The following is a 26,183-nucleotide window of genomic DNA, read 5'->3' as shown; positions in this document are numbered from 1 at the left end:
GTTCGCGTGACGCGGTTGCACCCAAGCCGGCCCCAGGCCGGCTTTACCTATATCGGGCTGATGCTGCTGATCGCCATGATAGGCGTGGCGTCGGCCGCCACCGTCACCGTGGCCGACCTGGCGCGGCGGCGCGCGGCCGAGGCCGAGCTGCTGCACGTCGGGCGGCAGTATATGAAGGCCTTTCTCGACTACGAGACCGCCACGCCGCCCGGCCACGGCAACCGCGCGCCGGGGCGGCTGGAAGACCTGCTGCGGGACCCGCGCCAGCCCGGCGTGCGGCGCCACCTGCGCCAGCTGTATCCGGACCCGGTCACCGGCAAGGCCGACTGGGAGCTGATCCCGGCGCCGGGCGGCGGCATCATGGGTGTGAAGAGCGCCTCCTGCGCGGCGACCATACGGCGCAGCTTCCCCGAAGGCGACTGGATGATCTTCAACGGCGCCAAACGCTATTGCGACTGGCAGTTCAGCTACGTGATGGCGTGCGGCGCGGACTGTCGTTAGCCGGGCCCGGGTCCTGCTGCTCAATGCGCCGCGAACGGCGCCGCGTGCAGCTGTTCCAGGATGGCCTCCACTGCCGGGTGCTTGATCTTGCGCTCGTTCGAGATGGCGTAGAACTGCTCGCGCAACTCGGGCGCATCGCCCACGTGCAGGGCGCCGAACTGCTCCTGGATGTCGTGCGCCAGCACCGACGGGGCGAAGAACAGCCCCATGCCGTTGCGGCCGAAGGTGTTCAGCATGGCGTTGTCCTCGAATTCCCCCACCACGTCCGGCCGCACGCCGTGCCGCACGAACCAGGCGTCGATGCGGCCGCGCAGCGCGTTGTTACGGGTCGGCAGCAGCAGCGGCGCGCCGTTCAGGCTGTGCGGGAAGTTGCGCTTGTACTTGCTGGCCAGCTTGCGCGCGCCGAACAGCTGCATCTCGGTTTCCAGCAGCAGGTGGCTGAACACCCGCAGGCTGGGCGAGGCGCGCACCGCGCGGTCGGTCAGCACCACATCGAGTTTGTTCAAGGCCAGGTCGGCCAGCAATGAATCGAATTCATTCTCCATGCAGATCAGTTTGACCTTCTTGTCCAGGTGCAGCGTCATCTCCAGCAGGCGGTAGGCCACCAGCTTGGGCAGCGAGTCCGAAATGCCCACCGCCAGCCGCATGCGGCCGGCATCCACGTCGGTGAGCGCCTGCTGCAGCCGGTCCTCCAGCTGGAAGATCTGGTCCGCATAGTCGAGCGCCACGCGGCCCGCCTCGGTCGGCACCAGGCGGCGCCCCTGCTGCGTGAGCAGCACCGTGCCGAGCTGCTGGTCCAGCTGCGAAAGCTGGGTGCTGACGGTCTGCACCGCCAGCCCGAGGCGCTCGGCGGCGCGCGTGACGCTGCCCTCCTTGGCCACGTTCCAGAAGAAATACAGGTGTCTGAAGTTGATGCCGGCTGTTCTCATGTGCTTGTACCATCCTGCTTTTCCGAAGTAATACTACGATTATCTTCTATTTTTAAATGGGATGGAATTCTCTACACTGCGGGACATTCATCAATAAGAAAGGAATAACCGGATGAAACACTTCAGAGTGTCCTTCATTGTCTCCTTCATCTGCCTGGCGGTCGCGGGCTGGTGGGGCTATACGCATACCGGCTGGGGCGGCGCGCTCACGGCCCTGGGCATCGCCACCATCCTGGCGGTGATGGAAGTGTCGCTGTCCTTCGATAACGCGGTGGTCAACGCCTCGGTACTGAAGACCTGGGACGAGTTCTGGAAAAAGCTGTTCCTGGGCGTCGGCATCATCATCGCGGTGTTCGGCATGCGCTTGCTGTTCCCGCTGGTGATCGTGGCCGTCGCGGCCGACATCAGCATGGCCGAGGTATGGACCCTGGCGCTGAACGACCCGAAAGCGTACTCCACGCACCTGACCAACCACCACGCTGAAGTGGCGGCATTCGGCGGCGCGTTCCTGCTGCTGGTGTTCCTGAACTTCCTGCTGGACAAGGACAAGGAAACCCACTGGCTGGGCAACGTCGAGAAGAAGCTCGGCTCGCTGGGCAAGATGTCGTCGGTCTCCGTGATGGTCACCATCGGCGCGCTGATGGCCTGCCTGACCATGGTGGAAGAAGGCCAGAAGCTGATCGTGCTGATCGCCGGCCTGTGGGGTGTGTTGATCTATGTGGCGGTTGACGGCTTGAGCAACCTGCTGGAAGGCGAGGAAGAAAACGGCAACGTCGGCGACATGGTCAAGCGCGGCGGTATCGGCGGCTTCCTGTACCTGGAAGTGCTGGATGCCTCGTTCAGCTTCGACGGCGTGATCGGCGCGTTCGCCATCACCAACGACGTGGTCATCATCATGCTGGGCCTGGCCATCGGCGCGATGTTCGTGCGTTCCATGACCATCTTCCTGGTCGAGAAGGGCACGCTGGACGAATTCGTCTACCTGGAGCACGGCGCGCACTACGCGATCGGCATCCTGGCGGTGATCATGCTGGCTAGTATCAAGTTCCACATTCCCGAGATCTTCACGGGTCTGATCGGTGTGGCTTTCATCGTGGCGTCCATCTGGTCGTCGGTACGCCACCGCAAGCAGCAAGAAGCGCTCGGCGTCGCTGCCTGAGCGGTATAAAGGAAACGCGGCGCGCCCATAGAACACCGGCCCGCCGCGCATGCAGCAAGGTGTTCAACTACTTTTAGGAGTCACAAATCATGGCAATCAGTCTGCAAAAAGGCGGTAACGTTAATCTGAGCAAAGAAGCTCCGGGCCTGTCGAAGATGGTCGTAGGCCTGGGCTGGGATATCCGCAACACGGACGGCGCCGCTTTCGACATCGACAGCTCCGCCTTCCTGCTGAAGGTCGACGGCAAGGTCCGCGCCGACAACGACTTCATCTTCTACAACAACCTGAAATCGAGCGACGGCTCGGTGATGCACTCGGGCGACAACCGCACCGGCGCCGGCGACGGCGACGACGAAACCGTCACCATCGAACTGTCCAAGGTGCCGGCCGAAGTGGACCGCATCGCGATCTGCGTCACCATCCACGACGCCGACACCCGCCGCCAGAACTTCGGCCAGGTGCAGAAAGCCTTCGTGCGCTGCGTGAACGCGGCCGGCAACACCGAGATCGCCCGTTTCGACCTGTCCGAAGACGGCTCGACCGAGACCTCGCTGGTGTTCGGCGAAGTCTACCGCAACGGCGGCGATTGGAAATTCCGCGCGGTCGGCCAGGGCTACAAAGGCGGCCTGGGCGCGCTGGCTTCGTCCTTCGGCGTGTCGGTGTAATCATGCCGGTGTTCACCGTTACAGGGGATGTCGATCCCTTCCTGCACGTGTCGCTGCGTCAGGGCGAAAAGATCTACTGCGAATCCGGCGCCATGGTGATGATGGAAGCGCCGCTGGAGTTGAAGGGCAAGATCACGGGCGGTATCGGCAGCGCAATCATGCGCACCTTTGCCAACGGTGAATCGTTCTTCCAGCAGCACATTGAAGCGGTGCGCGGCAACGGCGATTGCCTGTTGTCGCCCACCCTGCCCGGCGCGATGCAGGTGGTCGAAGTCGGACCGCGCCAGTACATGATCAGCGACGGCGCCTTCGTGGCCGCGTCCTCCGGCGTCGAGCTGAAGGTGCGCACGCAGAGCCTGGGCAATGCGCTGTTCGCGCAGAGCGGCGGCTTCTTCATCACGGAGACGCAGGGCAGCGGCCAGCTGGCGGTGTCGGGCTTCGGTTCGATCTCGCAGCTGGAAGTGGAGCCGGGCAAGGACGTGACGATCGATAACTCGCACGTGGTGTGCTGGGACAGTTCGCTGCGCTACGAGATGTCGGTGGCGACCTCGCAAAGCGGCGGCTTCCTGAGCAACCTGGTGAACAGCCAGACCAGCGGCGAGGGCATGGTGCTGCGCTTTTCCGGGCAGGGCAAGATTTTGGTGTGTTCGCGCAGCCGCCAGGGCTTCCTGGGCTGGGTACGCGGCACCGGACAATAACTCGGAGGTAAATGAATATGTCAGTCAATTTGCAAAAAGGCCAGAAGATCTCTCTGGACAAAGAAGCGGGCAGCGCGCTGTCGCGCGTGGTGATGGGACTGGGCTGGGACGCCGTGAAGAGCAAAGGCTTCTTCGGTTTCGGCGGCGGCAGCGCGGAAGTCGATCTGGATGCATCGTGCATCATGTTCGACACCGAGAACCGTCCGCTGGACGTGATCTGGTTCCGCCAGCTGAAAAGCCAGGACGGCAGCGTGGTGCATAGCGGCGACAACCGCACCGGCGCCGGCGACGGCGACGACGAGCAAGTAACCGTTGCGCTGAACAGCGTGCCGGCCAACGTGAAGAGCATCGTGTTCACGGTGAACAGCTTCACCGGCCAGAGCTTCGCGCAAGTGCAGAACGCCTACTGCCGCCTGATCAACGCGGCCGACGGCAAGGAAGTGGCGCGCTTCAACCTGTCGGTGCAGGGCAACCACTCGGCGCAGATCATGGCCAAGCTGTACCGCCACAACGGCGAATGGAAGATGCACGCGATCGGCGAAAACGGCACCGGCCGCACCTTCGACGACCTGCTGCCGCAGATCGCGCCGCACCTGTAAGACGTTTATGTAAAGAGCAAGTGTAGTACCGGGCGCCCCGCAGGCCGGTCTGTGGGGCGTCCACCCGATGTTTGCTTCCCGGTGCGTGTTCCCCATGGCGCGCGCCTTTTCACGGCAGCCTGTTTTCAGGCTGCCGTTTTTTTATGCCTGAAAGCCGAAACATCGTTCGCATCCGGGCCGGACTCCAGGGCGCCGCAGGGCAGGGCGCGGGAAAGGTTGTCATACAACTGCTATAATCGAGGCTTCAATATCCAGGCTTCAACCGAATCCGCCCAGCCATGAACCACATCGCCGCCGCCACCGCCCTGCAGCCTCCTAAAAAGCGCCACCGCAACCTTGCGCAGGGCGTGGTGGAGAGCATCACCGCCAGCATCACGGGCGGGCAGCTGAAGCCGGGCGACAAACTGCCGACCGAGTCCGTCATCATGGAGATGCACGGCGTGAGCCGCACCGTGGTGCGCGAAGCGATCTCGCATTTGCAGGCCGCCGGCCTGGTTCAGACCAAGCACGGCATCGGCACCTTCGTGCTGGAGCCGCAGCCGGCGCCGCTGCGCATTTCGCCGGACACCGTGCGCACCATCGGCGACGTGCTAGCCATCCTCGAGCTGCGCATCAGCCTGGAGACGGAAGCGGCCTGGCTGGCCGCCGCCCGCCGCAGCGAGGCGCAACTGGCCGCGATGGGCGAGGCGCTGCAGCGCATCCTGGACGGCGGCTCGGTGGAGGCGGACGTGCAGTTCCACCTGCTGATCGCGCAAGCGACCAACAACCGCTATTTCGTCGACATCCTGACCGACCTGGGCACCACCATCATCCCGCGCGCCCGCGTCAATTCGGCCCAGCTGGCGCACGACGACCCGGCCCACTACCTGGAACGCGTGAACCGCGAGCACGAGAATATCTACAACGCCATCGCGCGCCAGGACCAGGAAGGCGCGCGCGCCGCCATGCGCACGCACCTGAGCAACAGCCGCGAACGCCTGCGGCGCGCCCAGCAGGAAGTCAGCCCTGCCGGCAGCCCGGGGAATGTTTCCTAAAGATTAAGGACTGAAAAGCCGCATCAAAACGCTTGCCCGACTTCGATTATAGTTGTACGATGTCATACAACAACTCGGCACCAAGCCGCTTTTTAGTCCACACTGGAGAAGACATGCATCCTAATGACCTTAAAACCATCCTCTCGTCCGGCTTGCTGTCCTTCCCGGTCACCGACTTCGACGCCCAAGGCAACTTCCGCGCCGACACCTACGCCAAGCGCCTCGAATGGCTGGCGCCATACGGCGCCAGCGCGCTGTTCGCGGCCGGCGGCACCGGCGAGTTCTTCTCGCTGACCCCGAACGAATACACCGACGTCATCAAGACCGCCGTCGACACCTGCAAAGGCAAAGTGCCGATCCTGGCCGGCGCCGGCGGTTCCACCCGCGCCGCCATCGGCTACGCGCAGGAAGCCGAGCGCCTGGGCGCGCAAGGCGTGCTGCTGCTGCCGCACTACCTGACCGAAGCCAGCCAGGACGGCCTGATGCGCCACGTGGAAGAAGTGTGCGCCTCGGTGGACTTCGGCGTTGTGGTCTACAATCGCAACGTGTGCCGCCTGAACGCCGACTCGCTGGAAAAGCTGGCCGACCGTTGCCCTAACTTGATCGGTTTCAAGGACGGCCTGGGCGACATCGAACTGATGATGCAGATCTGGCGCCGCATGGGCGACCGCTTCAGCTACCTGGGCGGCCTGCCGACCGCGGAAGTGTACGCGGCAGCCTACAAGGCGCTGGGCGTGCCGGTGTACTCGTCGGCCGTGTTCAACTTCATGCCGAAGCTGGCCATGGACTTCTACCACGCCATCGCCAACGACGACCACGCTGCGCAGAACAAGATGCTGGACGAGTTCTTCCTGCCGTACCTGGAGATCCGCAACCGCAAATCGGGCTACGCAGTATCGATCGTCAAGGCCGGTGCCAAGATCGCCGGTTACGACGCAGGTCCGGTGCGCGCACCGCTGACCGATCTGACCGAAGAAGAATGTGCAATGCTGGAAAAACTGATGCGCGCACAGGGCGCGCAATAATCTAAGGAGTAGTTATGCAAATATCCGGTGAAATGATTATCGGCCGTAGCGTAGTACGCGGCCAGGAAGGCACGGTCAAGGCGATCGACCCTTCCCGCAACGAGCAAATCGAACCGGCCTTCGGGCTGGGTGGCGAAGCCGAGCTGCAGCAAGCTTGCGCGCTGGCCGAACAGGCGTTCGACCGTTATCGTGAAACCGGATTGGAGCAGCGCGCCCGCTTCCTGGAAACCATCGCCGACCGCATCATGGACATCGGTCCAGCGCTGATCGAACGCGCGATGCAGGAAACCGGCCTGCCGCAAGCCCGCCTGGAAGGCGAGCGTGGCCGCACCTGCAACCAGCTGCGCCTGTTCGCCAAGGTGGTCCGCGACGGCCGCTTCCTGTCCGCCACGCTGGACTCGAAGCTGCCGGACCGCACCCCGCCGCGCCCGGACATCCGCCTGCGCAAGATCGGCCTGGGCCCGGTGGCCGTGTTCGGCGCCAGCAACTTCCCGCTGGCCTTCTCGGTTGCCGGCGGCGACACCGCCTCCGCACTGGCGGCCGGCTGCCCGGTGGTCGTCAAGGCGCACTCCGCGCACCTGGGCACCTCCGAACTGGTGGCGCGCGCTGTGCAGAAAGCCGCCATCGAATGCGACATGCCTGAAGGCGTGTTCTCGATGCTGATCGGTTCCGGCCAGAGCGTCGGCCAGAACCTGGTCGCGCACCGCGCCATCAAGGCCGTGGGCTTCACCGGTTCCCGCGCCGGCGGCACCTCGCTGATGCGCACCGCCGCAGCGCGCCACGAGCCGATTCCAGTCTATGCTGAAATGAGCAGCATCAACCCGGTGTTCCTGCTGGCAGGCGCACTGGAAAACGCCAAGCTGCCGCAAGCCTTCGTCGATTCGCTGACGCTGGGCGCAGGCCAGTTCTGCACCAACCCGGGCCTGCTGATCGGCGTGGACGGTCCGCTGCTGCAAGGCTTCACCGAAGGCGTGGCCACCGCGCTGGCCGCCAAGGCTCAGCAAACCATGCTGACCCCGGGCATCCACCAGGCTTACTCGTCGGGCGTGGCCAAGCTGGCCGCCATCCCGGGCGTGAAGCTGGTCGGCCAGGGCCAGACCGGCGCCCTGCCATGCGGCGCGCAAGCTGCGCTGTATGAAGTGGCTGCCGAAACCTTCCTGTCGAACCCCGACCTGGAAGGCGAAATCTTCGGACCGGCATCGCTGCTGATCCGCTGCCGCAATGAAGACGAAGTGGTGCGCGTGGCCGAACACCTGGAAGGCCAGCTGACCGCCGCCGTGCACGCCACCGCCGCCGACCTGGCTTTCGCCAAGCGCCTGATGCCGACGCTGGAGCGCAAGGCCGGCCGCGTGCTGTTCAACGGCTTCGGCACCGGCGTGGAAGTCTCGCACGCCATGGTGCACGGCGGCCCGTTCCCGTCCACCTCGGACAGCCGCACCACCTCCGTTGGCGCCTCCGCCATCGACCGCTTCCTGCGTCCAGTGAGCTATCAGGACGTGCCGGCTGAACTGCTGGCCGCCGCGCTGGCCGACGGCAACCCGCTGGCCATCCCGCGCGTGGAAGACGGCGACCTGGTATGGAACGCGTAAGCGATATCCAATGCAAGGTCGGTGAAAGCCCGGTCTGGGACGCGCACAGCGCGGCCTGGTACTGGGTGGACATCGTCGGCAAGCGCGTGTGGCGCCTGGACGGAACCAGTGGCGCGCTGCGCTGCTGGACCACGTCCGAAATGGTGGCGTGCATCGCGCCCAGGGAAAGCGGCGGGCTGATAGCGGGCATGGAAACAGGCCTGTTCAGCCTTGATCTGGGCGAGGGCGAGCAGGCCGGGGAAACCTGGCTGGCGCGTCCCGCAACGCTGGGCGAAGGCATGCGCTTCAACGACGGCCGCACCGACCGCCAGGGGCGTTTCTGGAGCGGCACCATGTTCATGGACATGTCGGCTGCGCGCGCCATCGGCGAGCTGTATAGCTACAGCGCGGAGCAGGGCTTGTCCGCGCCCGTGGTGTCGGAGCTGGTGACGCAGAACGGCCTGGCATGGTCGCCCGACGGGCGCACCATGTATCTGTCGGACTCGCACCCGAGCAGCCGCTTGATCTGGGCGTTCGACTACGACACCGCCACCGGCGTGCCGTCGAACCGGCGCGTGTTTGCCGATTTGAACCAGCACGTGGGCCGTCCCGACGGCGCAGCGGTGGACGCCGAAGGCGGCTACTGGACCTGCGCCAACGACGCCGGCTGCCTGCTGCGCTTCACGCCGGACGGCAAGTTCGACCGCCGCGTCGACGTCCCGTTCGCCAAGCCCTCCATGTGCGCCTTCGGAGGCGCCGACATGGAGACGCTGCTGGTCACCTCCATCCCCTCCGGCAAGCCGGAAGACGCGGAATGGGGCGGCGCGGTGGTGCTGCTACGGCCCGGCATCAAAGGAGTCGTGGAAACACGGTTCAAAGGATAAACAGAAAGCGCCGAAATCTCGGCGTTTTTTTTTGCTTTAGAGTAGCAGCCTGAGCCGCATTCGGGGTCTGACCCCGAATGCGGCTCAGTTTGCTTAGGTGGAAAGTTCGGTGTTGTGGACTTTGTCGCCGATGGTGACGTTTTTCAGCTTCAGGCCTTTGACGTTGTACAGGAACCATGGCGAGTCGGGGGCGGCCGGGGTGCCGAAGTCGCAGTCGCTGATGGTGACGTTGGTGACCGGCACGATGGCCGGCATCGGCCCGCTGCCGTTGTAGTCGGAGGCCACCGGGCCCAGGATCACCACGGCCTGGTAGCAAGAGGCCTGCTTGCCGCCCTTGGCCGCCACGTTCCCCACCTTCACGTTCGAGATGTGGATGTTCTCCACCACCGGAGGACGGGTGCGCACCGTGTCGGCGATCGGCGCGTAATCGCAGTCGAAGGTCACCACCGCGCCGGCGGCCGTGGCCACGGTGCGCGACTGGATCGGCGAGCCTGGTAGCGAGGCGTAGAAAGACGGGCTGGTCTGCACGCCGTTCGGGATGCTGATATTGCGCACGTAGAAGTTGCGCAGGTAGCCGCCGCGATTCAAATTGGTCTTCAGGCGGATGGCCGTGTTGAGCGGATTGGTCTTCCAGTGCGCGTTCTGGAATACCAGGTTCTGCGCGTACACGTTCTGGATGCCGCCCGCCATCTCGCTGCCCAGCGTCACGGCGCCGTGGCCGCTGTGCATGATGCAGTCCTGGATGACGATGTTCTGCGATGGGCCGAAGTGCGTGTCCTGGTTCTTGCCGGCCTTGATGGCGATGCAGTCGTCGCCCGCGTCGAAGGTGCAGCCTTCGATCAGCACGTGGTCGCACGCTTCCGGGTCGAAGCCGTCGCTGTTCGGGCCGTGGCTGACGGCGTGCACTTTGCGGATGACGATGTTGCGGCAGTGGACCGGGTGGTGCTGCCAGAACGGCGTGTGCTGCACCTGGTAGCCCTGCAGCAGCACGTTGGTGCAGCTGATGATGTGCACCATGGACGGACGCAGGTAGTGGCCCATGCCGAACACGCGCCTGGCCAGCGGCACGCCCGCTTCGGACAGCGCCGGCAGGTACTGCTCGTCGGCGCGCCATTTGCCGCCCTCGCCCTGGATGTGCAGGCGTTCTTCCTCGGTCAGATTGGGCGCCACCTCGGCCAGCGAGGCCGGGTTGGCGGGGTTCTCGATATTGCCGGCCAGTTTGCCGGGGCCGAAGTTGGGCACCGAGTTTTCCGCCACCGAGTTCTTGGTGCGGGTCTTGCCTTTCCAGGTCCACCAGCAGTCGCCGCTGCTGTTGAAGGGCACGCCGCCCTGGCCGTCGATGATGCTGGTCCAGTCTTCGCCGGTGAGGGCGATGTTGTCCTGGCCGTAGGCGTAGATCGGGGACGAGAAGTTCAGGCAGTCGTTGCTCTGCCAGCGCGAGATCACCAGCTTGCCGTTCTTGCCGCAGTCGAAGTCGCCGTATTTGGCGTAGTCCGACGGCTGGTTGCTGAAGTAGATGTGGGCGCCGGCTTTCAGGTGCACGTTCACATTGGACAGCAGCACGATGGGGCCGGCGCAGAACCAGTTCCCGGCCGGGATGACCACTCGGCCGCCGCCGGCCTTATGGCAGGCGGCGATGGCGGCGGCGAAGGCGGCGTAGCAGTCTTTCGAGCCTGGCGCCGGGGTGTTCATGTCGTCCTGCTCTTCGAACGATTTCCAGGCTTTGACCTTGACCAGCTTGCAGGTGGCGGCGCCGTATTTGGTGACGTCGAAGTCCTGTTTGCGGAACACCGGCGGCTTGGACAGCCGCTTGACGATGTCCGCCGCGCGCTCCCACGGGTCCACTGCGGTGGCGGCGTTGGCCAGAGCCGGCACGCCGCCCGCCAGCGCGAGGCTGGTGGCGGAGGCGGCTTTCATGACGCTGCGGCGCTGCTGGTTGATGCTCTTGCTCATACTATCTCCGTTATTCATAAGTATTGTTATATTCCGCCAGGTAGCTGTCCGCCGGGGCGGGCTGCCTGGCATAGCCGAGGTCTTTCACCGGGTCGATGCCGGCGGCTTTGAGGTTGCTCCAGTAGTCGTCCGAGTTGAACTGCGCCGGACGGTAAGACAGCGTGCCGTTGCGGTTCCAGTCGGACCATGGATTGGTGCGGTTGATGTGCGCGCCGATGCGCGAATTGAGCACGGCCATCTTGCCGACCGTTTCCAGCACCGTAGGCGTGATGGTGCCGGACGGCGACTTGAACTGGCTGGCGGCGCCCAGCACGCACGCGTAGCCGGGCAGCGGGACTTTGCCGTAGGGCGTGCAGCGCGCGCTGTGGAACCATTGGCGCGCCAGGTAGAACTTGCCGGCCAGCGCGAACGGCGAGCCGTCATGCGTGAAGCGGCATTGGTCGAACACCAGGCCGTAGCGGGTCTTGTGGTTGGTGTTGGGCGCGCCGACGTAGGAGGTGCTGCGGTCGCCCAGGGACTTGATCTCCGTCTGGTGGAAGTAGGCGGTGCTGTCGCCGAAGATGAAGTCCACGTCGCCTTCGATGTAGGACTTGTTGAAGAAGCTGCGCACGGTCACGCGGGTGTCGGCGGCGCGCAGGAACAGGGTGTCCTGGAAGCCGATCAGGCGCACGTTCTCGAACTGCACCTTGTCCGCGCCTTCCACCTGCAGCGCCACGGCTTGGTGGTGCACCACGTTCTGCTGCGGGTTGATGTCGTTCTTGCCGCAGGGGCGTTCGCCGCATTCTTCACGGGCGTTGCCGGTGTCCTTGTTGTAGCCGTTTTCGATGGTGAGGTTGCGGGCCTGGAAGCCGTCGCTCTTCACCCACATGGTCATGGAGCCGAAGGTGCCGATGTTGCCATTGCCTGCGGCGGCGCGCTCCTTCACCACGGCGTGCATGGCTTGCACGGCGGGATCTGCGGCGGCGAATTGCGCGGCGTATTGGGCGGTGTAGCTGGCGCCGGTGGTGGCGGCGTCCAGCCTGGCGGTGATCCTGGTGGCGGCGGCGCTGGCGCCTTCGCCGTAGAGGGTGATCGGGGCGGCGCCGGCCGGCACGTAGACCAGCTCTTTGTACACGCCGGGCTTGACGAGGATGTAGCGGCGGCCGGGCTTTGCGGCGCTGTCGGCGGCGGCGCGGCTGATTGCCGCTTGCACTGTGTTGAATGTCTTTGCGCCGTCGGCCTTGGCGCCGGCATCGACGACGTAGGTGGGCGTGAAGGCGGCGCCTTTGGCCAGCGGGTCGGACAGCGGGTCCCAGGGATCGGTGCGTTCATTCCCCGCAGGGCCGGCGTATTTCAGCACTTCGCTGTAGGCGTAGTGCGCGGCCTGCGCGGCGGTCAGTTGCGGGCGTGCCGTGCCGGTGCTGGCCGTGGCGCGCGCGGCGGTGCTGCTGTCGGCAACTGGCGCCTGGGCAGCGCAGGGCAGCGCGAGCAGCGCGGCAAGCGTTGCAGCGGCCAGATTGGCCAGGCGGGGCCTTGCGCCGTGCTTCATTGCTGGCCCTCGGCGCGGAACTCGCGGCCCACGGCGGGGATGACGGTCTTCATTTCGCTTTCTACCATGGCGGCGAAGTAGGCCGCGCCCTTGGCGCCGAGGTGGGTGCGGTCGAAGGCCGACTTGGCGGCGCCTTGCGGCTCGGTGGCTGCGGCAGCGGTGATGGCGGCGCCTGCGGCCCCGGCTGCGGGCGCAGCGCCTGGCAGCACCGCCGGCGCGAGGTAGTTGGCGGGGCGCGGCACCACGGCCAGCGTGTCGGCTTCGTCCTGGCCCATGGCTTGCACGGCGGCGTAGCTCCTGGCGTTCAGGTCCAGCAGTGACGCGCCTTCCTGCGCCGCCACTTTGCGAATCACGTCCGCCCAGGGCTGCAGGTTGTTTTCCAGGACGCCGCCCTTGAAGGTGCGGCGCGTCAGCGGCGTCACCAGCACCGGCACGCCGCCCAGCGCTTTCACTTCCTGCGCGTAGCGCGCCATGTTGGCGGGAAACTCGGTGGCCAGATCGGTCGAGCGTCCGGGCTTGCCCGGCTGGTCGTTGTGGCCGAACTGTATCAGTACATAGGTGGCGCGGTAGGCGGCCGAGCCGCGCAACAGGCCTTGCACTTCGTCCCAGCGGCCCTCTGCGCGGAAACTGCCGGAACTGCGGCCGCCCCTGGCCAGGTTGATGCAGGTGTTGCTGCGATTGATGCGGGCGCATAGCGCGTCGCCGTAGCCGCTGCTGTTGGCCATGGTGGAGTCGCCCACCAGGATGAAGCGCACCGGCTTGTTCTCGGCCGCCGCCGCAACGGGCGCCGCCACAAGGGCGGCGGCGCTCAGCGCCAGGAGTGCAGCGGCCCCGGCAATGTGGCGGCGGGAACCCGGTTTGAGGTTGATCGTCATCGTCTGCTCCTGTTTCGGAAGTTTTTCAGAAGTTATGCATCGGAAGTATAAGCAGCAGCTTCCGAACCTAACCCCTCGAGAATGTGCGGGTCACCCGTTCGAGGTGCGAGCGCATGGCTTTCCTGGCGCCGGCGGCATCGCCGGAGGCGATCGCTTCCAGGATGCGGCGGTGGTCCTTCAGCGTTTCCTGCCGCAGTTCCTCGGTCTGGAAGTGCTCTTTCAGCTTGTGCCACAGGCTGCCGCGCTGGTTCCACAAGTAGTCCAGGCCGCCCACCAGCGCGCTGTTGCCGGTGGCGCGCGCGATGGCCAGGTGAAAGGCTCGGTCGGCCAGTTCGTTGCTGGCCCTGTTGGCATGGCTCGCTTCCATCTGCTCCACCGCCCTCAGGATCTCGTCCACGTCGGACGGCGTGGCCACGCGCGCCGCGATGGCGGCGATTTCGGCTTCGATCAGGCGGCGCGCCGCCAGCACTTCGAACGGTCCCGGGCCGCCTTCCGGCAGCGTCACGTCCGCTTGCGGCGGCTCGCTCACATACACGCCGGAACCGCCGCGCACCTCGATCACGCCGCCCAGGTCGAGCGCGATCAGCGCCTCGCGCAGCGAAGCGCGGCTCACGCTGAGCTTGATGGCCAGGTCGCGCTCGGACGGCAGGCGTTCGCCGGCGGCGATGCCTTCGCTGGCGATCAGTTGCTGGATGCGGTCCGCCACTACCCGGTACAGGCGCGGCTCGTGGCTGGCTTCCGGCGTCAGGGCGGTTTTTTTCTGGATCAAGGGATGTCCCGCTGTGTTCGTTTGGTCAGACCATTCTAAGGTGGTCTGACCAAATAATCAATCTGGACTAGCCAAATTTTTTTTTCTCTGCCATACTGAACTGGACAGCAGGTAACTAACAAGGACGTAGAAATGACGACAGAGCCGAGCGCGAACAGCCCGCGCTACATCCTCATGCATGAGAACGACAATGTAGCGATTGTCGTCAACGACGGCGGCTTGCCGGCAGGCGCGGTGTTCCCGGACGGGCTGACGCTGCGCGAGGCCGTGCCGCAGGGGCACAAAGTGGCGCTGCGCGCCTTCGCCAAGGGCGACCCGATCATCCGCTATAACGTAACTATCGGTTTCGCCGCGCTGGATATCGAGGCGGGCAGCTGGATCGCCGAAGCGCAGGTGGAAATGCCGGCCGCGCGCGAGCTGACCGGTTTGCCGATCGCCACCGTGAAGCCGCCGCCGCAGGCGCCGCTGGAGGGCTTTACCTTCCAGGGTTTCCGCAATCCGGACGGCAGCGTGGGCACGCGCAACATCCTGGCCATCACCACCACCGTCCAATGCGTGGCGGGCGTGGTGGAGCACGCGGTGCGCCGCATCAAGGCCGAGCTGCTGCCGAAATATCCGAACGTGGACGACGTGGTGGGCCTGGAGCACACCTATGGCTGCGGCGTGGCGATCGACGCCCCCAACGCCAACGTGCCGATCCGCACGCTGCGCAATATCAGCCTGAATCCGAACTTCGGCGGGCAAGCCATGGTGGTCAGCCTGGGCTGCGAGAAGCTGCAGCCGGCGCGCCTGTTCCCGAAAGGCTCGATCCCGATCCAGAACGCGGGCGGCGCCGAGCCGGCGCAAGTGTGCCTGCAGGACCAGGGCCATGTCGGCTTCCAGTCGATGATCGATTCCATCATGAATACCGCCGACGCGCAGCTGCAGGTGCTGGACAAGCGCCGCCGCGAAACCGTGCCGGCCTCGGAACTTGTGGTAGGTGTGCAGTGCGGCGGCAGCGATGCCTTCTCCGGCGTGACCGCCAACCCGGCCGTCGGTTTCGCCACCGACCTGCTGGTGCGCGCAGGCGCCACCGTGATGTTCTCGGAAGTGACCGAAGTGCGCGACGGTATCGACCAGCTGACGTCGCGCGCCGTCAACGAGGAAGTGGCGGCCGCCATGATCCGCGAGATGGACTGGTACGACCAGTACCTGAAACGGGGCGGCGTCGACCGTAGCGCGAATACCACACCGGGCAACAAGAAGGGCGGCTTGTCCAACATCGTTGAAAAAGCCATGGGCTCCATCGTCAAGAGCGGCAGCGCGCCGATCTCCGGCGTGCTGGCGCCGGGCGAGAAGCTGAAGCAGAAAGGCCTGATCTACGCCGCCACCCCGGCCAGCGATTTCATTTGCGGCACGCTGCAGCTGGCGGCCGGCATGAACCTGCACATTTTCACCACCGGCCGCGGCACGCCGTACGGCCTGGCCGAAGTCCCGGTGATCAAGGTGGCCACGCGCAACGAGCTGGCCGCGCGCTGGCACGACCTGATGGACGTGAACGCGGGCCGCATCGCCAGCGGCGAGGCCTCCATCGCGGACGTGGGCTGGGAAATGTTCCACCTGATGCTGGAAGTGGCCAGCGGCCGCAAAACCTGGGCCGAACAGTGGAAGCTGCATAACGCTTTAGTGCTGTTCAACCCTGCACCGGTGACCTGATTTTGGTTGTATCATATCGGACATCATACGACATCGTACAACTGCAAGAGGACTGGACTTTACATGAGCAAACCATTTAAACGCATCCTGCTGACCGGCGCGGCCGGCGGCCTGGGCAAAATCCTGCGCGACCGCATCAAACCCTGGGCCGACGTGGTGCGCTTGAGCGACATCGGCGACATGGGCGAAGCGCGCGAAGGCGAGGAAATCGTCCGTTGCGACCTGTCCGACAAGCCGGCCGTCCTGAAGCTGTTGGAAGGCGTGGACGCGGTGCTGCATTTCGGCGGCATCTCCACCGAGAGCAATTTCGAAGCCATCATGGCGGCCAACATCCAGGGTACGTACAACGTGTACGAAGGCGCGCACAAGGCCGGCACCCGCCGCATCATTTTCGCCAGCTCCAACCACGCCATCGGCTACCACAAGGTGACCGAGGTGCTGGACGCGGACAGTCCAACCCGCCCGGACAGCATGTACGGCATCAGCAAGGTGTTCGGTGAACAGCTGGCGCGCTACTACTTCGACCGCACCGGCATTGAAACCGTGTGCCTGCGCATCGGTTCGTCCTTCCCGGAGCCGAAGAACCCGCGCATGATGCGCACCTGGCTGAGCTACGACGACCTGGTGGAAGCGCTGCGCTGCTCGCTGATGGCGCCGCGCGTCGGCCACGCCATCCTGTACGGCCAGTCGAACAACGAAGCCGTGTGGTGGGACAACAGCAAGGCCGCCTTCATCGGCTTCAAGCCGAAGGACAGTTCGGAGCAGTTCAAGCACCTGTTCCCGGACACCGGCGTGTATCCGGACAAGGACGACGTGGCCACCACCTACCAGGGCGGCGGCTTCCTGAACGACGGTCCGCAGTACATCTAAAGCCCTCTGCAGTTCCCCTACAGCCCCGCCTGCACGCCCAGCACCATGGCGTTGTAGGCGGCGTGCACCAGCATCGGCTCCAGCAGCGACTTGCTGCGCTCATAAGCCCACGCGGTGCACAATCCCAGCACGAATACCGGCACCATCGCCAGCGGCGGGTGCACGATGGCGAACAGCGCTGCGCTGGCCAGCGCAGCCGGCAAGGCGCCCGCCATGCGCCGCAGGCCGCCGAAGATCAATCCCCTGAAAATGAACTCCTCGAATAGCGGCGCTGCCAGCACGGTCAATGGCAGCAGCAGGCGCAGGGTGGCGGCGGAGGGCGCGTGCCGGGGCCACCAGGGCGTGTCGCGCAGCAGCCACATATAGGCGGCGCCGAAGGCGCAGGCGGCAGCGGCGCCGGCCAGGCTGGTGAAGGCCGAGTGGCCGGCTGCGGCCGCCATGCCCCCCTGATGCTCCCCGTGCCGCGTGTTCAGGATGGCCGGCACGCCGGACGTTTTGTGGCGCCAGTACAGGTAGCGCATCAGCAGGTACACGATGGCGCCGGCGCCGACGAAGGCCAGCGCGCTGCTGCGCAGGCCGCCGCCGCCACCGCGCAGCACCATGCCGATAATCAGCTGCAGTACGAAGAACAGCGTGGCGGCGATCAGGCCGTCGGACAGGGCCACCCGTGCCGGCGGGGCGGCGGCCGGGTCGAGCAGGTAGGGCAGCTCGTCGCGCGCTTTCTGCCACAGCGCCAGCGCGAGCGAGGCGGTGAGGATCATGATGGCCGCCGTCTGCAGCCAGCTGGCGGCGTACAGCCCGAAGATGTAGAGGCTGGACAGCATCATGTACAGGTAGGCGTAGGTGGGCCGCACGCGCGCGTGGGTTTCCTGCGCGTGCGGGTCGCTGGCGAACACGCCGAGCGAGACGGCGATCAGCGCATACACGGGGATGCCGGCCATGACCACCGCGAACCACCACAGCAGCCGCCAGTTGAAATCCGGCGTGAAATACAGGCCGGTGGCGAAGATCAGCAGCGGATACAGCGCGGCCAGCGCCGTCCACAGCTGGGCTTTTTCCTTGAGCATGCTGTCGATCCGGCGCGGGAAGGTGTACAGCATCCACAGCGCGTTGCCTTCGGTGTTGATGGCCTGGAAGGCCGACAGCAGCAGCACGTAGCTGCCGATGCCGAAGGCGATCACCGCCATCAGCTGCTGGTTCTGGCCGAGCAGCGTGATGCTGGACAGCTGTCCGCTCACCAGCAACTGGCTGACGATGATGACCACCGGGATCAGCAGGCTTTGGGCGAGGAAGTTGCGGTCGCGGCCCAGCAGCATCAGCTCGCGCCGCTGCAGGATGGTGCCGATGCGCCAGCGCGGAGTGGCAGGGGGCGCTTCCGCCGCAACGCCGCTGGCGGCGCGGCCCTTGCCGGCGCTGGCGGGCGCGCGCGCGCCGCTGGCGACCACGCCATGGCGCAGCTGGCGGTGCAGCAGGGCCATGCCCGCCATGAGCAGCAAGGCCGTTTGCGCCAGCAGCAGCGCGGCGGCCTGCGCGGCGCCGGCGGCGGTGGGCGCGGTCAGCGTCTGCACGGCGAGGCCGGGCGGCGTCCACAGCGTCCACGCCGGGAAGCCGCGCGCCCAGTCCAGTGTGAAGGAATTGTTGGACCACATGGAGTACGAAATCCCCACATACATCAGCGGCATGCTGAGGATGGACGCCAGCGCCTGCAGGTTGCGCAGCTGCGAGGCCGGCAGCGACAGGCGCAGGCCGGTGTCGGCCAGCGTGCGCATCATCGCGGCCAGCATCAGCAGCGGCAGCGCCACCGCCGCGCCCAGCAAAAGCGACGCCCAGCCGTGGTTGCCGTACCAGGCCAGCACCACGCACAGCGGCCCCAGTGCCAGCACGCCGATGGGGTTGGCGATGCTGCGTTCCAGCACCCTGGCCCACAGCAGCGTGCCGCGCCGGATGGGCAGCGTCACCAGCCACTCCAGGTCCCAGTCCTGCTGCGCCAGTTCGCGGCTGCCCAGCGGCATGAGGAAACTTACCAGCCACATCAGCAGCAGCATCAGCGTCATGGCGGCGGCCAGCGCGGCGCTGAAGTGCGCCGCATGCAGGTTGCCGGCAGCGGCCTCCGTCATGCGTTCCACCGAGTGCGCTTTGGCCAGCGCGGCGCAGGCGCCGGGCATGTCGATCTTGCAGTGCAGGTTCAGCAGCGAGCTGCGGGCGATATGGGTAAAGCTGAACAGCATGCCCATCCCAACCAGCAGGGCCAGCAGCCAGCGGCTGCTGCGCTTGCCCTGCGAGGCGGCGCGGCTCTTGCTGTTGGCGGCTTTGCCGAAGCGCAGCGCGCCGGTCATGTTGAACAGGCGCAGAAGGCGCAGCCGGGCCAGCAGCCAGACGGCGCCGGCGGAGGAGCGCACCGGCGCCGTCATGCAGTCTCGCCGGCTTCGTCGGTAATCTTGAGGAAGACTTCTTCCAGCGAGCTGTCGGCGGAGGCCGCGCCGCGCAGCTCGTCGAGGGTGCCGCTGGCCACCAGCGCGCCGCGATGGATGATGCCGACGCGGCTGCACATGCGTTCGGCCATGTCCAGCAAATGGGTGGAGACGAAGATGGTGGTGCCTTGCGCGGCAGCGGCCAGCAGGCGTTCCTGCACGTCGCGCGCGGCGCGCGGATCGAGGCCGTTGATCGGCTCGTCCAGCACCAGCACTTTCGGGTTGTGCACCAGCGAGCAGGCCAGGCCGAGCTTTTTCTTCATGCCCAGCGAGTAGTTCACCGCGAATTCCTCGGTGGCGTCCTCCAGCCCCAGCTCGCGCAGCAGGCGGTGCGCGCGGCCGGCCGCTTCCGAGCGCGAATAGCCGTGCATTTCGGCCACGAACTGCAGGATCTCGCGGCCGCGCAGATAGTCGTAGAAAATCGGCGTGTCGGGCAAGTAACCCACGTGGCGCTTGACCTCCGCCGCGTCGGCGTGGCAATCGAGGCCGTCCACCAGCACCCGGCCGGCGCTGGGCACCAGTATGCCCATCAGCATGCGGATGGTGGTGGTCTTGCCGGCGCCGTTGGGACCCAGGAAGCCGAACACCTCGCCGCGCGGCACCGTCAGCGACAGCGGCTTGACGGCCTCGAAGCCGCCGTAGGATTTCGACAGTGCCTGGAACTCTATCATTGGCCGCTCAGCGCCATGCCGAAGCGCTCGGTGCGCGGCATCCAGTTGCCGACGATGTCGGCCGACACCAGCACGCGCTCGGCGCGGCCGATCAGCATTTCGCGCGGCACCAGGCCGATGTAGCGCGAGTCCTTGCTGTTGTTGCGGTTATCGCCCAGCATCAGGTAGCTGTCCGCAGGGACGGTCAGGGGGCCGAAGTCGCGCATGCCGCTGGTCACTTGCGGCAGCAGCTGGATGCGGCGCTCGCTGGCGCCGGATTTCTCCGTCAGCAGCAGCGCTTGCAGATTGCCCACGTGCTCGATCGCTTCGACGGCTTCGGCGGGCATGCTGTAGCCGGCGGCCTGGCCGTTGATGATCAGCTGGTCCTTCTGCATGGCGATGGTGTCGCCGGGCAGGGCGATCACGCGCTTGATCAGGCGGGTCTTGTCCAGCGGCGAGGAGAAGGTGACGATGTCGCCGCGCTGCGGCTCGCCCAGGTGCGCCACCACCACGTCGGTCAGCGGCACTTTCAGGTCGAATGCGAGGCGGTTGACGAACACCACGTCGCCTTCCAGCAGGTTGGGGTGCATGGAGGCGGAGGGAATCGGGTTCCAATCCGCGACGGCGGTGCGGAACAGGCCAAACAGCATCAGGAAGGCGATGAAGCCCTTGTTCGCGCGCAGCCAGCTTTTCATCATTTTTCTCCGAAGTGGTTAAGTTGACATCACATCATCCGGCGGGAATCTTAAACCTCGCTTAGACCGAAGGCGGCCAGCATGCGGCGCTGTCCCTTGGGCGGAACGGCCAGCGCGCGGCTGTCCAGGTCCTGCTCCACCCAGCCCTTTTTGAGCGCCAGCTGCAGCAGCGCCGCACCGAGCGCGCCGCCCACGTGCGGCTTGCGTTCGCTCCAGTCCAGGCAGGGGCAGGCGAAGCGGCGGCGCAGCTTGCGCAGCGCGGCGGTGTCGATGCCGAGGGCGTGCACGCCTTGCTCGCCGGCCGGCGTGAGCTGGTATTCGCTGGCTGCGCCCTCGCCACCTTCGGTGAGCCAGCCTTGCGCGGCCATGTGGTCGTGCAGGCGCACCGCCACCGTGCCGGCCATGTGATCGTAGCAGGTGCGGGCGTGGCGCAGGCGGTCCGGCGTGTTGGGCTTGAAGGCGGGGCGCGGCAGGCCCGCCACCACCAGCAGCGCTTCCAGCGCGGCGGCCACGTTGGCGTCCGCCAGCTGGTAGTAGCGGTGCTTGCCCTGCGCGAGCAGCTGCACCAGCTGTTCTTCCTTCAGGCGCGCCAGGTGGGCGCTGGCGGTGGACGGGCTGACTTCGGCCACCACGGACAACTCGGTGCTGGTGCGCGCGTGGCCGTCCAGCAGGCAGCACAGCATGCGGGCGCGTGCCGGCTCGGCGATGGCGCCGGCGATGCGGGCGAGGTGGTTGTCTGCATCCATGGTTCGGCCTTGAACGAATTGTGGTGGGATCTTTTTCAGGATACTGCACACCATCGACATATGCAAAGGGGAGCACAATGGACGCCATCGCAGCGGCAACGCACGCCGATCCGTATCCGTATTACGCTGAACTGGCCGCGCGGCAGGGGCTGTTTTTTGACGAGAGCCTGAAGCTGTGGGTTGCGGCCAGCGCGGCCGACGTGGGCGCGGTGCTGGGGCATGCCGGCTTGCGCGTGCGGCCTGCCGCCGAACCGGTGCCGGCGGCCATCGCGGGCGGCAGCGCGGGGCAGGTGTTCGGCGCGCTGGTGCGCATGAATGACGGCGAGCGCCACGCGGCGCCGAAGCTGGTCTTGCAGCGCGCGCTGGCGGGGCTGGACTTGGCGGCCGTCCATGCCCGCGCGGGCAGTGTGGCGGCCGCCGGCACGCGCCGGGCGCTCGGGCCGGCGGCGCTGTCGGCATGGATGCTGGCGGTGCCGGTGCAGACCGTCGCCAGCCTGTTGGGCTTCCGGGACGCGCAGCTGCCGCAGGTGGCGGCGTGGATGGGCCGGTTCGTGGCCTGCCTGTCGCCGCTCAGCAGCGCGGAGCAGATCGCGCAGTCGCACGGCGCGGCGCTGGCGCTGCTGGACAGCTTCAAGGCCATGCTGCAGGCGTCGGCGCCGCCGGAAGGCAGCCTGCTCGCGGCGGTGCTGAGCGAAGCCGATGCGGCGGGGTGGAACAGCGCCAACGCCATCCTGGCGAACCTGGTTGGCCTGCTGTCGCAAACCTATGAAGCCACGGCTGGGCTGATCGGCAACAGCATCGTGGCCGCGATACGCGAACCGGCCAAGGCGGCGCTGCCGGCCGCCGCGCTGGTGGCGCACGTGATGCGCGACGACCCGCCGATCCAGAACACGCGCCGCTTTGCCGCGGAGGACGTCGGCATAGGCGGCGCGCGCATCGAAGCAGGACAGGCGATACTGGTGCTGCTGGCCGCCGCGTCGCGGCAGCGCATGCAGCAAGGACAGCAGGAAGGCTATGGCTACGGCCTTGGCGCCCACGCCTGCCCCGGCCAGGCGCTGTCGCAAACCATCGCCGCCGCCGCGCTGGAGGCGCTGCTGCAAGACGGCCCGCTGGCGCCCATGGCGTGGCGCTACCGGCCCTCGGTGAACGCCCGCATTCCCGAATTCATTGAAGCGAAGGAGACCGCATGATCGCCGTGATATTCGAAGTCTGGCCCAAGGCCGAGCACAAGCAGGAATACCTCGACATCGCCGCCAGCCTGCGGCCGCTGCTGGAGCAGGTGGACGGCTTCATCTCGATTGAACGCTTTCAGAGCCTGAGCCAGCCCGGCAAGCTGCTGTCGCTATCGTTCTTCCACGACGAGGCGGCCATAGCGCAATGGCGCCAATTGGAAGCGCACCGCGCCGCGCAATCGGCGGGACGCGGCGCCATCTTTGAAGACTACCGCCTGCGCATCGCGGGCGTGGTGCGCGACTACGGCATGAACGAACGCGCGCAAGCGCCGGCCGACAGCCGGGCGCGCCACGCCGCCGCGCAGGCATAGCGCCGCTGCGTTCAGTGCCCCTTGCGCTGCACCAGCGCGCTGCCCACGCCGTGGCGCTTGCCCTCGCTGACGGCGGTTACCGTGCCGTCCTGGTTGAACAGCAGCGCGTTGGCGGCGCCGATCTCCTCCGGCGCGGGGCTCCATTGCTGGCCGTACTTTTCCAGCGCTTTGGCGGCGTCGCTGCCGCCGAAGCCCGGCTCGATGTCGGTCACGGCGTTATTGCGCTGGGACAGGCGCGGCGCGTCCAGCGCCTGGTCCATGCTCATGCCCAGGTCGACGTGGTTGACGATGGTCTGCAGTACCGTGGTGATGATGGTGGAGCCGCCCGGGCTGCCGATCGAGAACGCCGGCTTGCCGTTCCTGAACGCCAGCGTCGGCGACATGCTGCTGCGCGGACGCTTGCCCGCTTCCGGCACGTTGGGGTGCGGGCCGCTGAAGTCGAAGTCCGTCATCTCGTTATTCAGCAGGAAGCCGTAGCCCGGCACAGTGATGCCGCTGCCGCCCCAGGATTCGATGGTGAAGGTGTAGGAGACGATGTTGCCGTCCTTGTCCGACACGGTCAGGTGCGTGGTGTGCGCGCCCTCGGCCAGCAGCTTGGCGTTGGCCGGGCGCAGCGGCACGCTCTGGTCGTTCTGGAACGGGTAGGGATCGCCCGCGTCGGCGCGCGCGGCGGCGCGCGTCGGATTGATCAGCTCGCGCCTGCGTGCGGCGTAGTCCTTGCTCATCAGGCCTTGCACCGGCGCTTCCAGGTACTCTGGGTCGGCCAGGTAGGCGTTGCGGTCGGCGAAGGCCAGGCGGCTCGCTTCCAGGTACAGGTGCTCCACCTTGTCGCGCGGCATGGACTTCAGGTCGTAGCCTTCCAGGATGTTGAGCGCCTCGGCCACTGCCACGCCGCCGCTGCTGGGCAGGGGCATGCCGTAGAGGTCGTAGCCGCGATAGCTCGAGCGCAGCGGCTGGCGGATGCGGGCCTCGTAGTTGGCCAGGTCGGCCATGGTCATGGCGCCGGCGCGCACCTTGCCGCCCGGATTGTTCACGGTGTCGACGATGGCGCGCCCGATCTTGCCTTCGTAAAAGACCTTGATGCCGCCCGCCGCCAGCTCGCGGTACGCCCTGGCCAGGTCCGGATTGCGCAGCAGGCTGCCTTCCGGCAGCGCCTTGCCGTCCCTCAGGTAGAGCTTGGCCGTGGCCGGGAACAGCTGGAACTTGCCCTCGTTGGACGCCACCAGGCGGGAGAAATTGGCGTTCACCCGGAAACCGTCGGCCGCCACCTTGATGGCCGGCTGCAGCACCTTCTTCAGCGGCATGGAGCCGTAGCGGTCCAGCGCCTCGTGCCAGCCGCGCACCGTGCCCGGCACCCCGACCGACATGCCGCTGGCCACGGTCTGCTCGAAGTCCAGTTCCTTGCCGTCCTGCTGGAACACGGTGGGCTTGAAATTGGCGGGCGCCGTTTCGCGGTGGTCGATGGTGATCACGCGCTTGTCCTTGGCCAGGTAAATCATCATGAAGCCGCCGCCGCCGATGCCGCAGCTGAACGGATCGGTCACGCCCAAGGTGGCGGCGGCCGCCACCGCCGCGTCGACCGCGTTGCCGCCCTGGTTCAGGATGGCCATGGCCGACTGGCTGGCCTGTTCGCTGATGGTGGCGACCGCGCCGCCGGTGCCGGTCGCGACCGGGCCTTTGGCCCAGGCGGCCGGCGCCACGGCGATGCTGATGAGGATGGAGGAAACAAGCAGGGAAGGGAGGGCGCGGCGGTGTGGCGAAGTCATGGGCTCTCTTTAGGTGGCTAAGCTTGGTGGCTAGGAAATATCCACCCTCAAGCTTACCCGATAAGTTGGCGCTGGAGCATGGAGCGCGGGCGGATCCGGCGGTTCCAGTCCGGTCAGCGTGAAGCGCAGGCCCTGCTGCAGGGCGGTATTGCTACCGCCCGGCATTTTCTCCGCCAGCACGAAGTTGCTGGCGGTGCCGTTGTTGGTCAGCACGAAGCTGTAGCTGATATACCCTTCCCAGACGCACACGGCGCCAGTCTTGCAGCGGCTGTCGTTGATGCGTTCCAGTTTCAGCGTGGCGGTGGGCGTGAGCGCCACGCTCTGGCCCGCCGTCAAGGTATAGGTGGCGCTGGTGCGCTTGGGCGCCGGCGGCGGTGTAGTACCCCCGCCGCCGTTCTGCGCCACCACGCTGCACGCGGCGACAATGCCGAAGCCGGCAAAGCAGGTAAGAAGGCTGATGATTCTGAGCTGCATATTCGTTCTCCTGTCTGGATTAAAATATTAGCTAAAACACATCAATTGCGGCGCACGCTTGCCCATCTGAACATTACGATAACGCAAAATGGGGTCAGGGTTAATTAATAATTAACCCTGACCCCATTTGTCGGTAAAGCAATTTTTTACACGTAGGCGGCGAGCGCGCCTTTCATTTTTTTCAGCGCGGCCGCTTCGATCTGGCGGATGCGCTCGGCCGAGACGCCGAATTCGTCGGCCAGCGTGTGCAAGGTGGCGCCCGAGCCGTCGTCGTTGGCCAGCCAGCGCGCTTCGACGATGCGGCGCGAACGCGGATCGAGCTTGCCCAGCGCCGTTTCCAGGCCTTCCGAATGCAAACGCGTCACTTGCTCGGCTTCCAGCACGCGGGTCGGCTCGCTTTGCTCGGAGGACAGGTAGGCGATAGGCGCGAACTTGTCGTCTTCGTCGTCGGTCGGCGATTCCAGCGCGATGTCGCGGCCGCTCAAGCGCGTTTCCATTTCGATCACTTCTTCGCGCTTGACGTCCAGCAGCTTGGCCAGCTGGTCGATCTGGGCCGGCGACATGGCGTCCAGGCCGGTCTTGTGGCTGCGCAGGTTGAAGAACAGCTTGCGCTGGGCCTTGGTGGTGGCCACTTTGACCAGGCGCCAGTTCTTCAGGATGTATTCGTGGATTTCAGCCTTGATCCAGTGCATGGCGTACGACACCAGGCGCACGCCCTGGTCGGCGTCGAAACGCTTGACGGCTTTCATCAGGCCGATATTGCCTTCCTGGATCAGGTCGGCGTGCGGCAGGCCGTAGCCCAGGTAACCGCGGGCGATCGACACCACCAGGCGCAGGTGCGACAGCACCAGCTCCTGCGCGGCGCCCAGGTCGTTGTTGTCCTTGAGGCTGCGGCCCAGGCGTTTTTCGTCTTCAGGCGTGAGCATAGGCAGGCGGTTCACCGCCGAAATGTAGGCGTCCAGGTTGCCCAGGTTGCCAGTGAATCCCAGTCCCAGTGCCATGGCATTTTTATTGGCGGGTACCAATGCGGCAGGTGCGGTCATCATAGTCATTTTTCTTTCCTCGCTCGTCGAACACGGAATGTTT

At 66.1% G+C, this 26,183-nt stretch carries 25 protein-coding genes; 13 read left to right on the top strand and 12 right to left on the bottom strand.

What is annotated here, in order from left to right; genetic code table 11:
* The first annotated feature begins 6 nt into the window (after nt 1–6).
* Nucleotides 7–501 (top strand): type II secretion system protein, encoded by a 495-nt coding sequence (locus tag AC56DV_RS25915; RefSeq protein WP_496317086.1) that lies wholly within the window; start codon nt 7–9, stop codon nt 499–501.
* A gap of 20 nt (nt 502–521) precedes the next feature.
* Here the strand turns inward: AC56DV_RS25915 and nhaR are convergent, their stop codons facing one another.
* A complete protein-coding gene (nhaR, locus tag AC56DV_RS25910) occupies nt 522–1,430 on the bottom strand; it encodes a transcriptional activator NhaR (RefSeq protein ID WP_496317085.1) in 909 nt (302 codons plus the stop codon).
* Between the two features lie 112 nt (nt 1,431–1,542).
* Here nhaR and AC56DV_RS25905 point away from each other — a divergent pair, with 112 nt between their 5' ends.
* From AC56DV_RS25905 to AC56DV_RS25870, 8 genes are all read left to right on the top strand, one after another.
* Entirely contained in the window at nt 1,543–2,589 is a 1,047-nt protein-coding gene (locus AC56DV_RS25905; RefSeq protein WP_496317084.1) for a DUF475 domain-containing protein, read from the top strand.
* 89 nt (nt 2,590–2,678) lie between these two features.
* Entirely contained in the window at nt 2,679–3,254 is a 576-nt protein-coding gene (locus tag AC56DV_RS25900) for a TerD family protein (RefSeq protein WP_496317083.1), read from the top strand.
* A gap of 2 nt (nt 3,255–3,256) precedes the next feature.
* Entirely contained in the window at nt 3,257–3,952 is a 696-nt protein-coding gene (locus AC56DV_RS25895) for a TIGR00266 family protein (RefSeq protein WP_057153286.1), read from the top strand.
* 17 nt (nt 3,953–3,969) lie between these two features.
* Nucleotides 3,970–4,551, top strand: a complete 582-nt coding sequence (locus tag AC56DV_RS25890) for a TerD family protein (RefSeq protein WP_057153287.1) — start codon at nt 3,970–3,972, stop codon at nt 4,549–4,551.
* Nucleotides 4,552–4,829: 278 nt separating this feature from the next.
* A complete protein-coding gene (locus AC56DV_RS25885) occupies nt 4,830–5,585 on the top strand; it encodes a FadR/GntR family transcriptional regulator (protein WP_496317082.1) in 756 nt (251 codons plus the stop codon).
* Between the two features lie 113 nt (nt 5,586–5,698).
* A complete protein-coding gene (gene kdgD / locus AC56DV_RS25880) occupies nt 5,699–6,610 on the top strand; it encodes a 5-dehydro-4-deoxyglucarate dehydratase (protein ID WP_496317081.1) in 912 nt (303 codons plus the stop codon).
* 14 nt (nt 6,611–6,624) lie between these two features.
* Nucleotides 6,625–8,199 carry an aldehyde dehydrogenase (NADP(+)) gene (locus tag AC56DV_RS25875; protein WP_496317080.1) on the top strand — a complete coding sequence of 525 codons (1,575 nt, stop codon included), beginning with the start codon at nt 6,625–6,627 and terminating at the stop codon, nt 8,197–8,199.
* Nucleotides 8,187–9,062, top strand: a complete 876-nt coding sequence (locus AC56DV_RS25870) for an SMP-30/gluconolactonase/LRE family protein (protein ID WP_496317079.1) — start codon at nt 8,187–8,189, stop codon at nt 9,060–9,062. Before AC56DV_RS25875 ends, AC56DV_RS25870 begins: the two co-directional genes overlap by 13 nt.
* A 93-nt stretch (nt 9,063–9,155) precedes the next feature.
* On the opposite strand, the gene AC56DV_RS25865 is transcribed toward AC56DV_RS25870, so the two are convergent.
* The 4 genes from AC56DV_RS25865 to AC56DV_RS25850 all read right to left on the bottom strand — a co-directional run bounded on the left by AC56DV_RS25865 (nt 9,156) and on the right by AC56DV_RS25850 (nt 14,187).
* Nucleotides 9,156–11,015 (bottom strand): glycoside hydrolase family 28 protein, encoded by a 1,860-nt coding sequence (locus AC56DV_RS25865; protein ID WP_496317078.1) that lies wholly within the window; start codon nt 11,013–11,015, stop codon nt 9,156–9,158.
* A 10-nt stretch (nt 11,016–11,025) separates the two neighbouring features.
* Nucleotides 11,026–12,543: a pectinesterase family protein gene (locus AC56DV_RS25860; protein WP_496317077.1), complete on the bottom strand. Its 1,518-nt coding sequence runs from the start codon at nt 12,541–12,543 to the stop codon at nt 11,026–11,028.
* Nucleotides 12,540–13,418 (bottom strand): rhamnogalacturonan acetylesterase, encoded by an 879-nt coding sequence (locus AC56DV_RS25855; RefSeq protein ID WP_496317076.1) that lies wholly within the window; start codon nt 13,416–13,418, stop codon nt 12,540–12,542. The genes AC56DV_RS25860 and AC56DV_RS25855 overlap by 4 nt, the downstream gene beginning before the upstream one ends.
* A gap of 67 nt (nt 13,419–13,485) precedes the next feature.
* Nucleotides 13,486–14,187: a FadR/GntR family transcriptional regulator gene (locus AC56DV_RS25850; RefSeq protein WP_496317075.1), complete on the bottom strand. Its 702-nt coding sequence runs from the start codon at nt 14,185–14,187 to the stop codon at nt 13,486–13,488.
* 132 nt (nt 14,188–14,319) lie between these two features.
* Here AC56DV_RS25850 and garD point away from each other — a divergent pair, with 132 nt between their 5' ends.
* Together garD and AC56DV_RS25840 are read left to right on the top strand one after the other, a co-directional pair.
* A complete protein-coding gene (gene garD / locus AC56DV_RS25845; RefSeq protein WP_496317074.1) occupies nt 14,320–15,882 on the top strand; it encodes a galactarate dehydratase in 1,563 nt (520 codons plus the stop codon).
* A gap of 63 nt (nt 15,883–15,945) precedes the next feature.
* Entirely contained in the window at nt 15,946–16,752 is an 807-nt protein-coding gene (locus AC56DV_RS25840; RefSeq protein ID WP_496317073.1) for an NAD-dependent epimerase/dehydratase family protein, read from the top strand.
* Nucleotides 16,753–16,769: 17 nt separating this feature from the next.
* On the opposite strand, the gene AC56DV_RS25835 is transcribed toward AC56DV_RS25840, so the two are convergent.
* From AC56DV_RS25835 to AC56DV_RS25820, 4 genes are read right to left on the bottom strand one after another with little or no spacing between them, the layout of a single operon-like run.
* Complete coding sequence (locus AC56DV_RS25835) at nt 16,770–19,163, bottom strand: CPBP family intramembrane glutamic endopeptidase (protein WP_496317072.1); 2,394 nt, start codon at nt 19,161–19,163, stop codon at nt 16,770–16,772.
* On the bottom strand, nt 19,160–19,894 hold the full coding sequence (locus tag AC56DV_RS25830; RefSeq protein ID WP_496317071.1) for an ABC transporter ATP-binding protein: 735 nt from the start codon (nt 19,892–19,894) through the stop codon (nt 19,160–19,162). Before AC56DV_RS25830 ends, AC56DV_RS25835 begins: the two co-directional genes overlap by 4 nt.
* A complete protein-coding gene (lepB, locus tag AC56DV_RS25825; RefSeq protein ID WP_496317286.1) occupies nt 19,891–20,568 on the bottom strand; it encodes a signal peptidase I in 678 nt (225 codons plus the stop codon). The genes AC56DV_RS25830 and lepB overlap by 4 nt, the downstream gene beginning before the upstream one ends.
* A 50-nt stretch (nt 20,569–20,618) precedes the next feature.
* Nucleotides 20,619–21,314 (bottom strand): ArsR/SmtB family transcription factor, encoded by a 696-nt coding sequence (locus AC56DV_RS25820; RefSeq protein ID WP_496317070.1) that lies wholly within the window; start codon nt 21,312–21,314, stop codon nt 20,619–20,621.
* A gap of 77 nt (nt 21,315–21,391) precedes the next feature.
* On the opposite strand from AC56DV_RS25820, the gene AC56DV_RS25815 reads away from it, so the two are divergent.
* Together AC56DV_RS25815 and AC56DV_RS25810 are read left to right on the top strand one after the other, a co-directional pair.
* A complete protein-coding gene (locus AC56DV_RS25815) occupies nt 21,392–22,504 on the top strand; it encodes a cytochrome P450 (protein ID WP_496317069.1) in 1,113 nt (370 codons plus the stop codon).
* The gene (locus AC56DV_RS25810; protein ID WP_496317068.1) at nt 22,501–22,857 is read left to right on the top strand and encodes an antibiotic biosynthesis monooxygenase family protein; all 357 of its coding nucleotides are present in this window, start codon (nt 22,501–22,503) and stop codon (nt 22,855–22,857) included. The genes AC56DV_RS25815 and AC56DV_RS25810 overlap by 4 nt, the downstream gene beginning before the upstream one ends.
* Nucleotides 22,858–22,868: 11 nt before the next feature.
* On the opposite strand, the gene ggt is transcribed toward AC56DV_RS25810, so the two are convergent.
* The 3 genes from ggt to rpoH all read right to left on the bottom strand — a co-directional run bounded on the left by ggt (nt 22,869) and on the right by rpoH (nt 26,143).
* Nucleotides 22,869–24,623 (bottom strand): gamma-glutamyltransferase, encoded by a 1,755-nt coding sequence (ggt, locus tag AC56DV_RS25805; RefSeq protein WP_496317067.1) that lies wholly within the window; start codon nt 24,621–24,623, stop codon nt 22,869–22,871.
* Nucleotides 24,624–24,653: 30 nt separating this feature from the next.
* Nucleotides 24,654–25,097 carry a hypothetical protein gene (locus AC56DV_RS25800; protein WP_496317066.1) on the bottom strand — a complete coding sequence of 148 codons (444 nt, stop codon included), beginning with the start codon at nt 25,095–25,097 and terminating at the stop codon, nt 24,654–24,656.
* Nucleotides 25,098–25,243: 146 nt separating this feature from the next.
* Complete coding sequence (rpoH, locus tag AC56DV_RS25795; protein WP_496317285.1) at nt 25,244–26,143, bottom strand: RNA polymerase sigma factor RpoH; 900 nt, start codon at nt 26,141–26,143, stop codon at nt 25,244–25,246.
* Between the last annotated feature and the right edge of the window lie 40 nt (nt 26,144–26,183).

The sequence above is a fragment of the Massilia sp. BGA-UO-ETr-WB1 genome (assembly GCF_059567845.1).
Note: the sequence above shows the minus strand (reverse complement) of the source record. Positions and strands in the feature narration are given on the sequence as shown.

Excerpts from the sequence above, each read along its gene's own strand:
- nhaR (WP_496317085.1), bottom strand. The coding sequence starts at position 1,430 with ATGAGAACAGCCGGCATCAACTTCAGACACCTGTATTTCTTCTGGAAC.
- AC56DV_RS25800 (WP_496317066.1), bottom strand. The coding sequence starts at position 25,097 with ATGCAGCTCAGAATCATCAGCCTTCTTACCTGCTTTGCCGGCTTCGGC.
- AC56DV_RS25905 (WP_496317084.1), top strand. The coding sequence starts at position 1,543 with ATGAAACACTTCAGAGTGTCCTTCATTGTCTCCTTCATCTGCCTGGCG.
- ggt (WP_496317067.1), bottom strand. The coding sequence starts at position 24,623 with ATGACTTCGCCACACCGCCGCGCCCTCCCTTCCCTGCTTGTTTCCTCC.
- AC56DV_RS25875 (WP_496317080.1), top strand. The coding sequence starts at position 6,625 with ATGCAAATATCCGGTGAAATGATTATCGGCCGTAGCGTAGTACGCGGC.
- lepB (WP_496317286.1), bottom strand. The coding sequence starts at position 20,568 with ATGAAAAGCTGGCTGCGCGCGAACAAGGGCTTCATCGCCTTCCTGATG.
- AC56DV_RS25865 (WP_496317078.1), bottom strand. The coding sequence starts at position 11,015 with ATGAGCAAGAGCATCAACCAGCAGCGCCGCAGCGTCATGAAAGCCGCC.
- rpoH (WP_496317285.1), bottom strand. The coding sequence starts at position 26,143 with ATGATGACCGCACCTGCCGCATTGGTACCCGCCAATAAAAATGCCATG.
- AC56DV_RS25810 (WP_496317068.1), top strand. The coding sequence starts at position 22,501 with ATGATCGCCGTGATATTCGAAGTCTGGCCCAAGGCCGAGCACAAGCAG.
- AC56DV_RS25885 (WP_496317082.1), top strand. The coding sequence starts at position 4,830 with ATGAACCACATCGCCGCCGCCACCGCCCTGCAGCCTCCTAAAAAGCGC.
- AC56DV_RS25900 (WP_496317083.1), top strand. The coding sequence starts at position 2,679 with ATGGCAATCAGTCTGCAAAAAGGCGGTAACGTTAATCTGAGCAAAGAA.
- AC56DV_RS25895 (WP_057153286.1), top strand. The coding sequence starts at position 3,257 with ATGCCGGTGTTCACCGTTACAGGGGATGTCGATCCCTTCCTGCACGTG.
- AC56DV_RS25855 (WP_496317076.1), bottom strand. The coding sequence starts at position 13,418 with ATGACGATCAACCTCAAACCGGGTTCCCGCCGCCACATTGCCGGGGCC.
- AC56DV_RS25870 (WP_496317079.1), top strand. The coding sequence starts at position 8,187 with ATGGAACGCGTAAGCGATATCCAATGCAAGGTCGGTGAAAGCCCGGTC.
- AC56DV_RS25815 (WP_496317069.1), top strand. The coding sequence starts at position 21,392 with ATGGACGCCATCGCAGCGGCAACGCACGCCGATCCGTATCCGTATTAC.
- AC56DV_RS25860 (WP_496317077.1), bottom strand. The coding sequence starts at position 12,543 with ATGAAGCACGGCGCAAGGCCCCGCCTGGCCAATCTGGCCGCTGCAACG.
- AC56DV_RS25835 (WP_496317072.1), bottom strand. The coding sequence starts at position 19,163 with ATGACGGCGCCGGTGCGCTCCTCCGCCGGCGCCGTCTGGCTGCTGGCC.
- kdgD (WP_496317081.1), top strand. The coding sequence starts at position 5,699 with ATGCATCCTAATGACCTTAAAACCATCCTCTCGTCCGGCTTGCTGTCC.
- AC56DV_RS25820 (WP_496317070.1), bottom strand. The coding sequence starts at position 21,314 with ATGGATGCAGACAACCACCTCGCCCGCATCGCCGGCGCCATCGCCGAG.
- AC56DV_RS25890 (WP_057153287.1), top strand. The coding sequence starts at position 3,970 with ATGTCAGTCAATTTGCAAAAAGGCCAGAAGATCTCTCTGGACAAAGAA.
- AC56DV_RS25830 (WP_496317071.1), bottom strand. The coding sequence starts at position 19,894 with ATGATAGAGTTCCAGGCACTGTCGAAATCCTACGGCGGCTTCGAGGCC.
- AC56DV_RS25840 (WP_496317073.1), top strand. The coding sequence starts at position 15,946 with ATGAGCAAACCATTTAAACGCATCCTGCTGACCGGCGCGGCCGGCGGC.
- garD (WP_496317074.1), top strand. The coding sequence starts at position 14,320 with ATGACGACAGAGCCGAGCGCGAACAGCCCGCGCTACATCCTCATGCAT.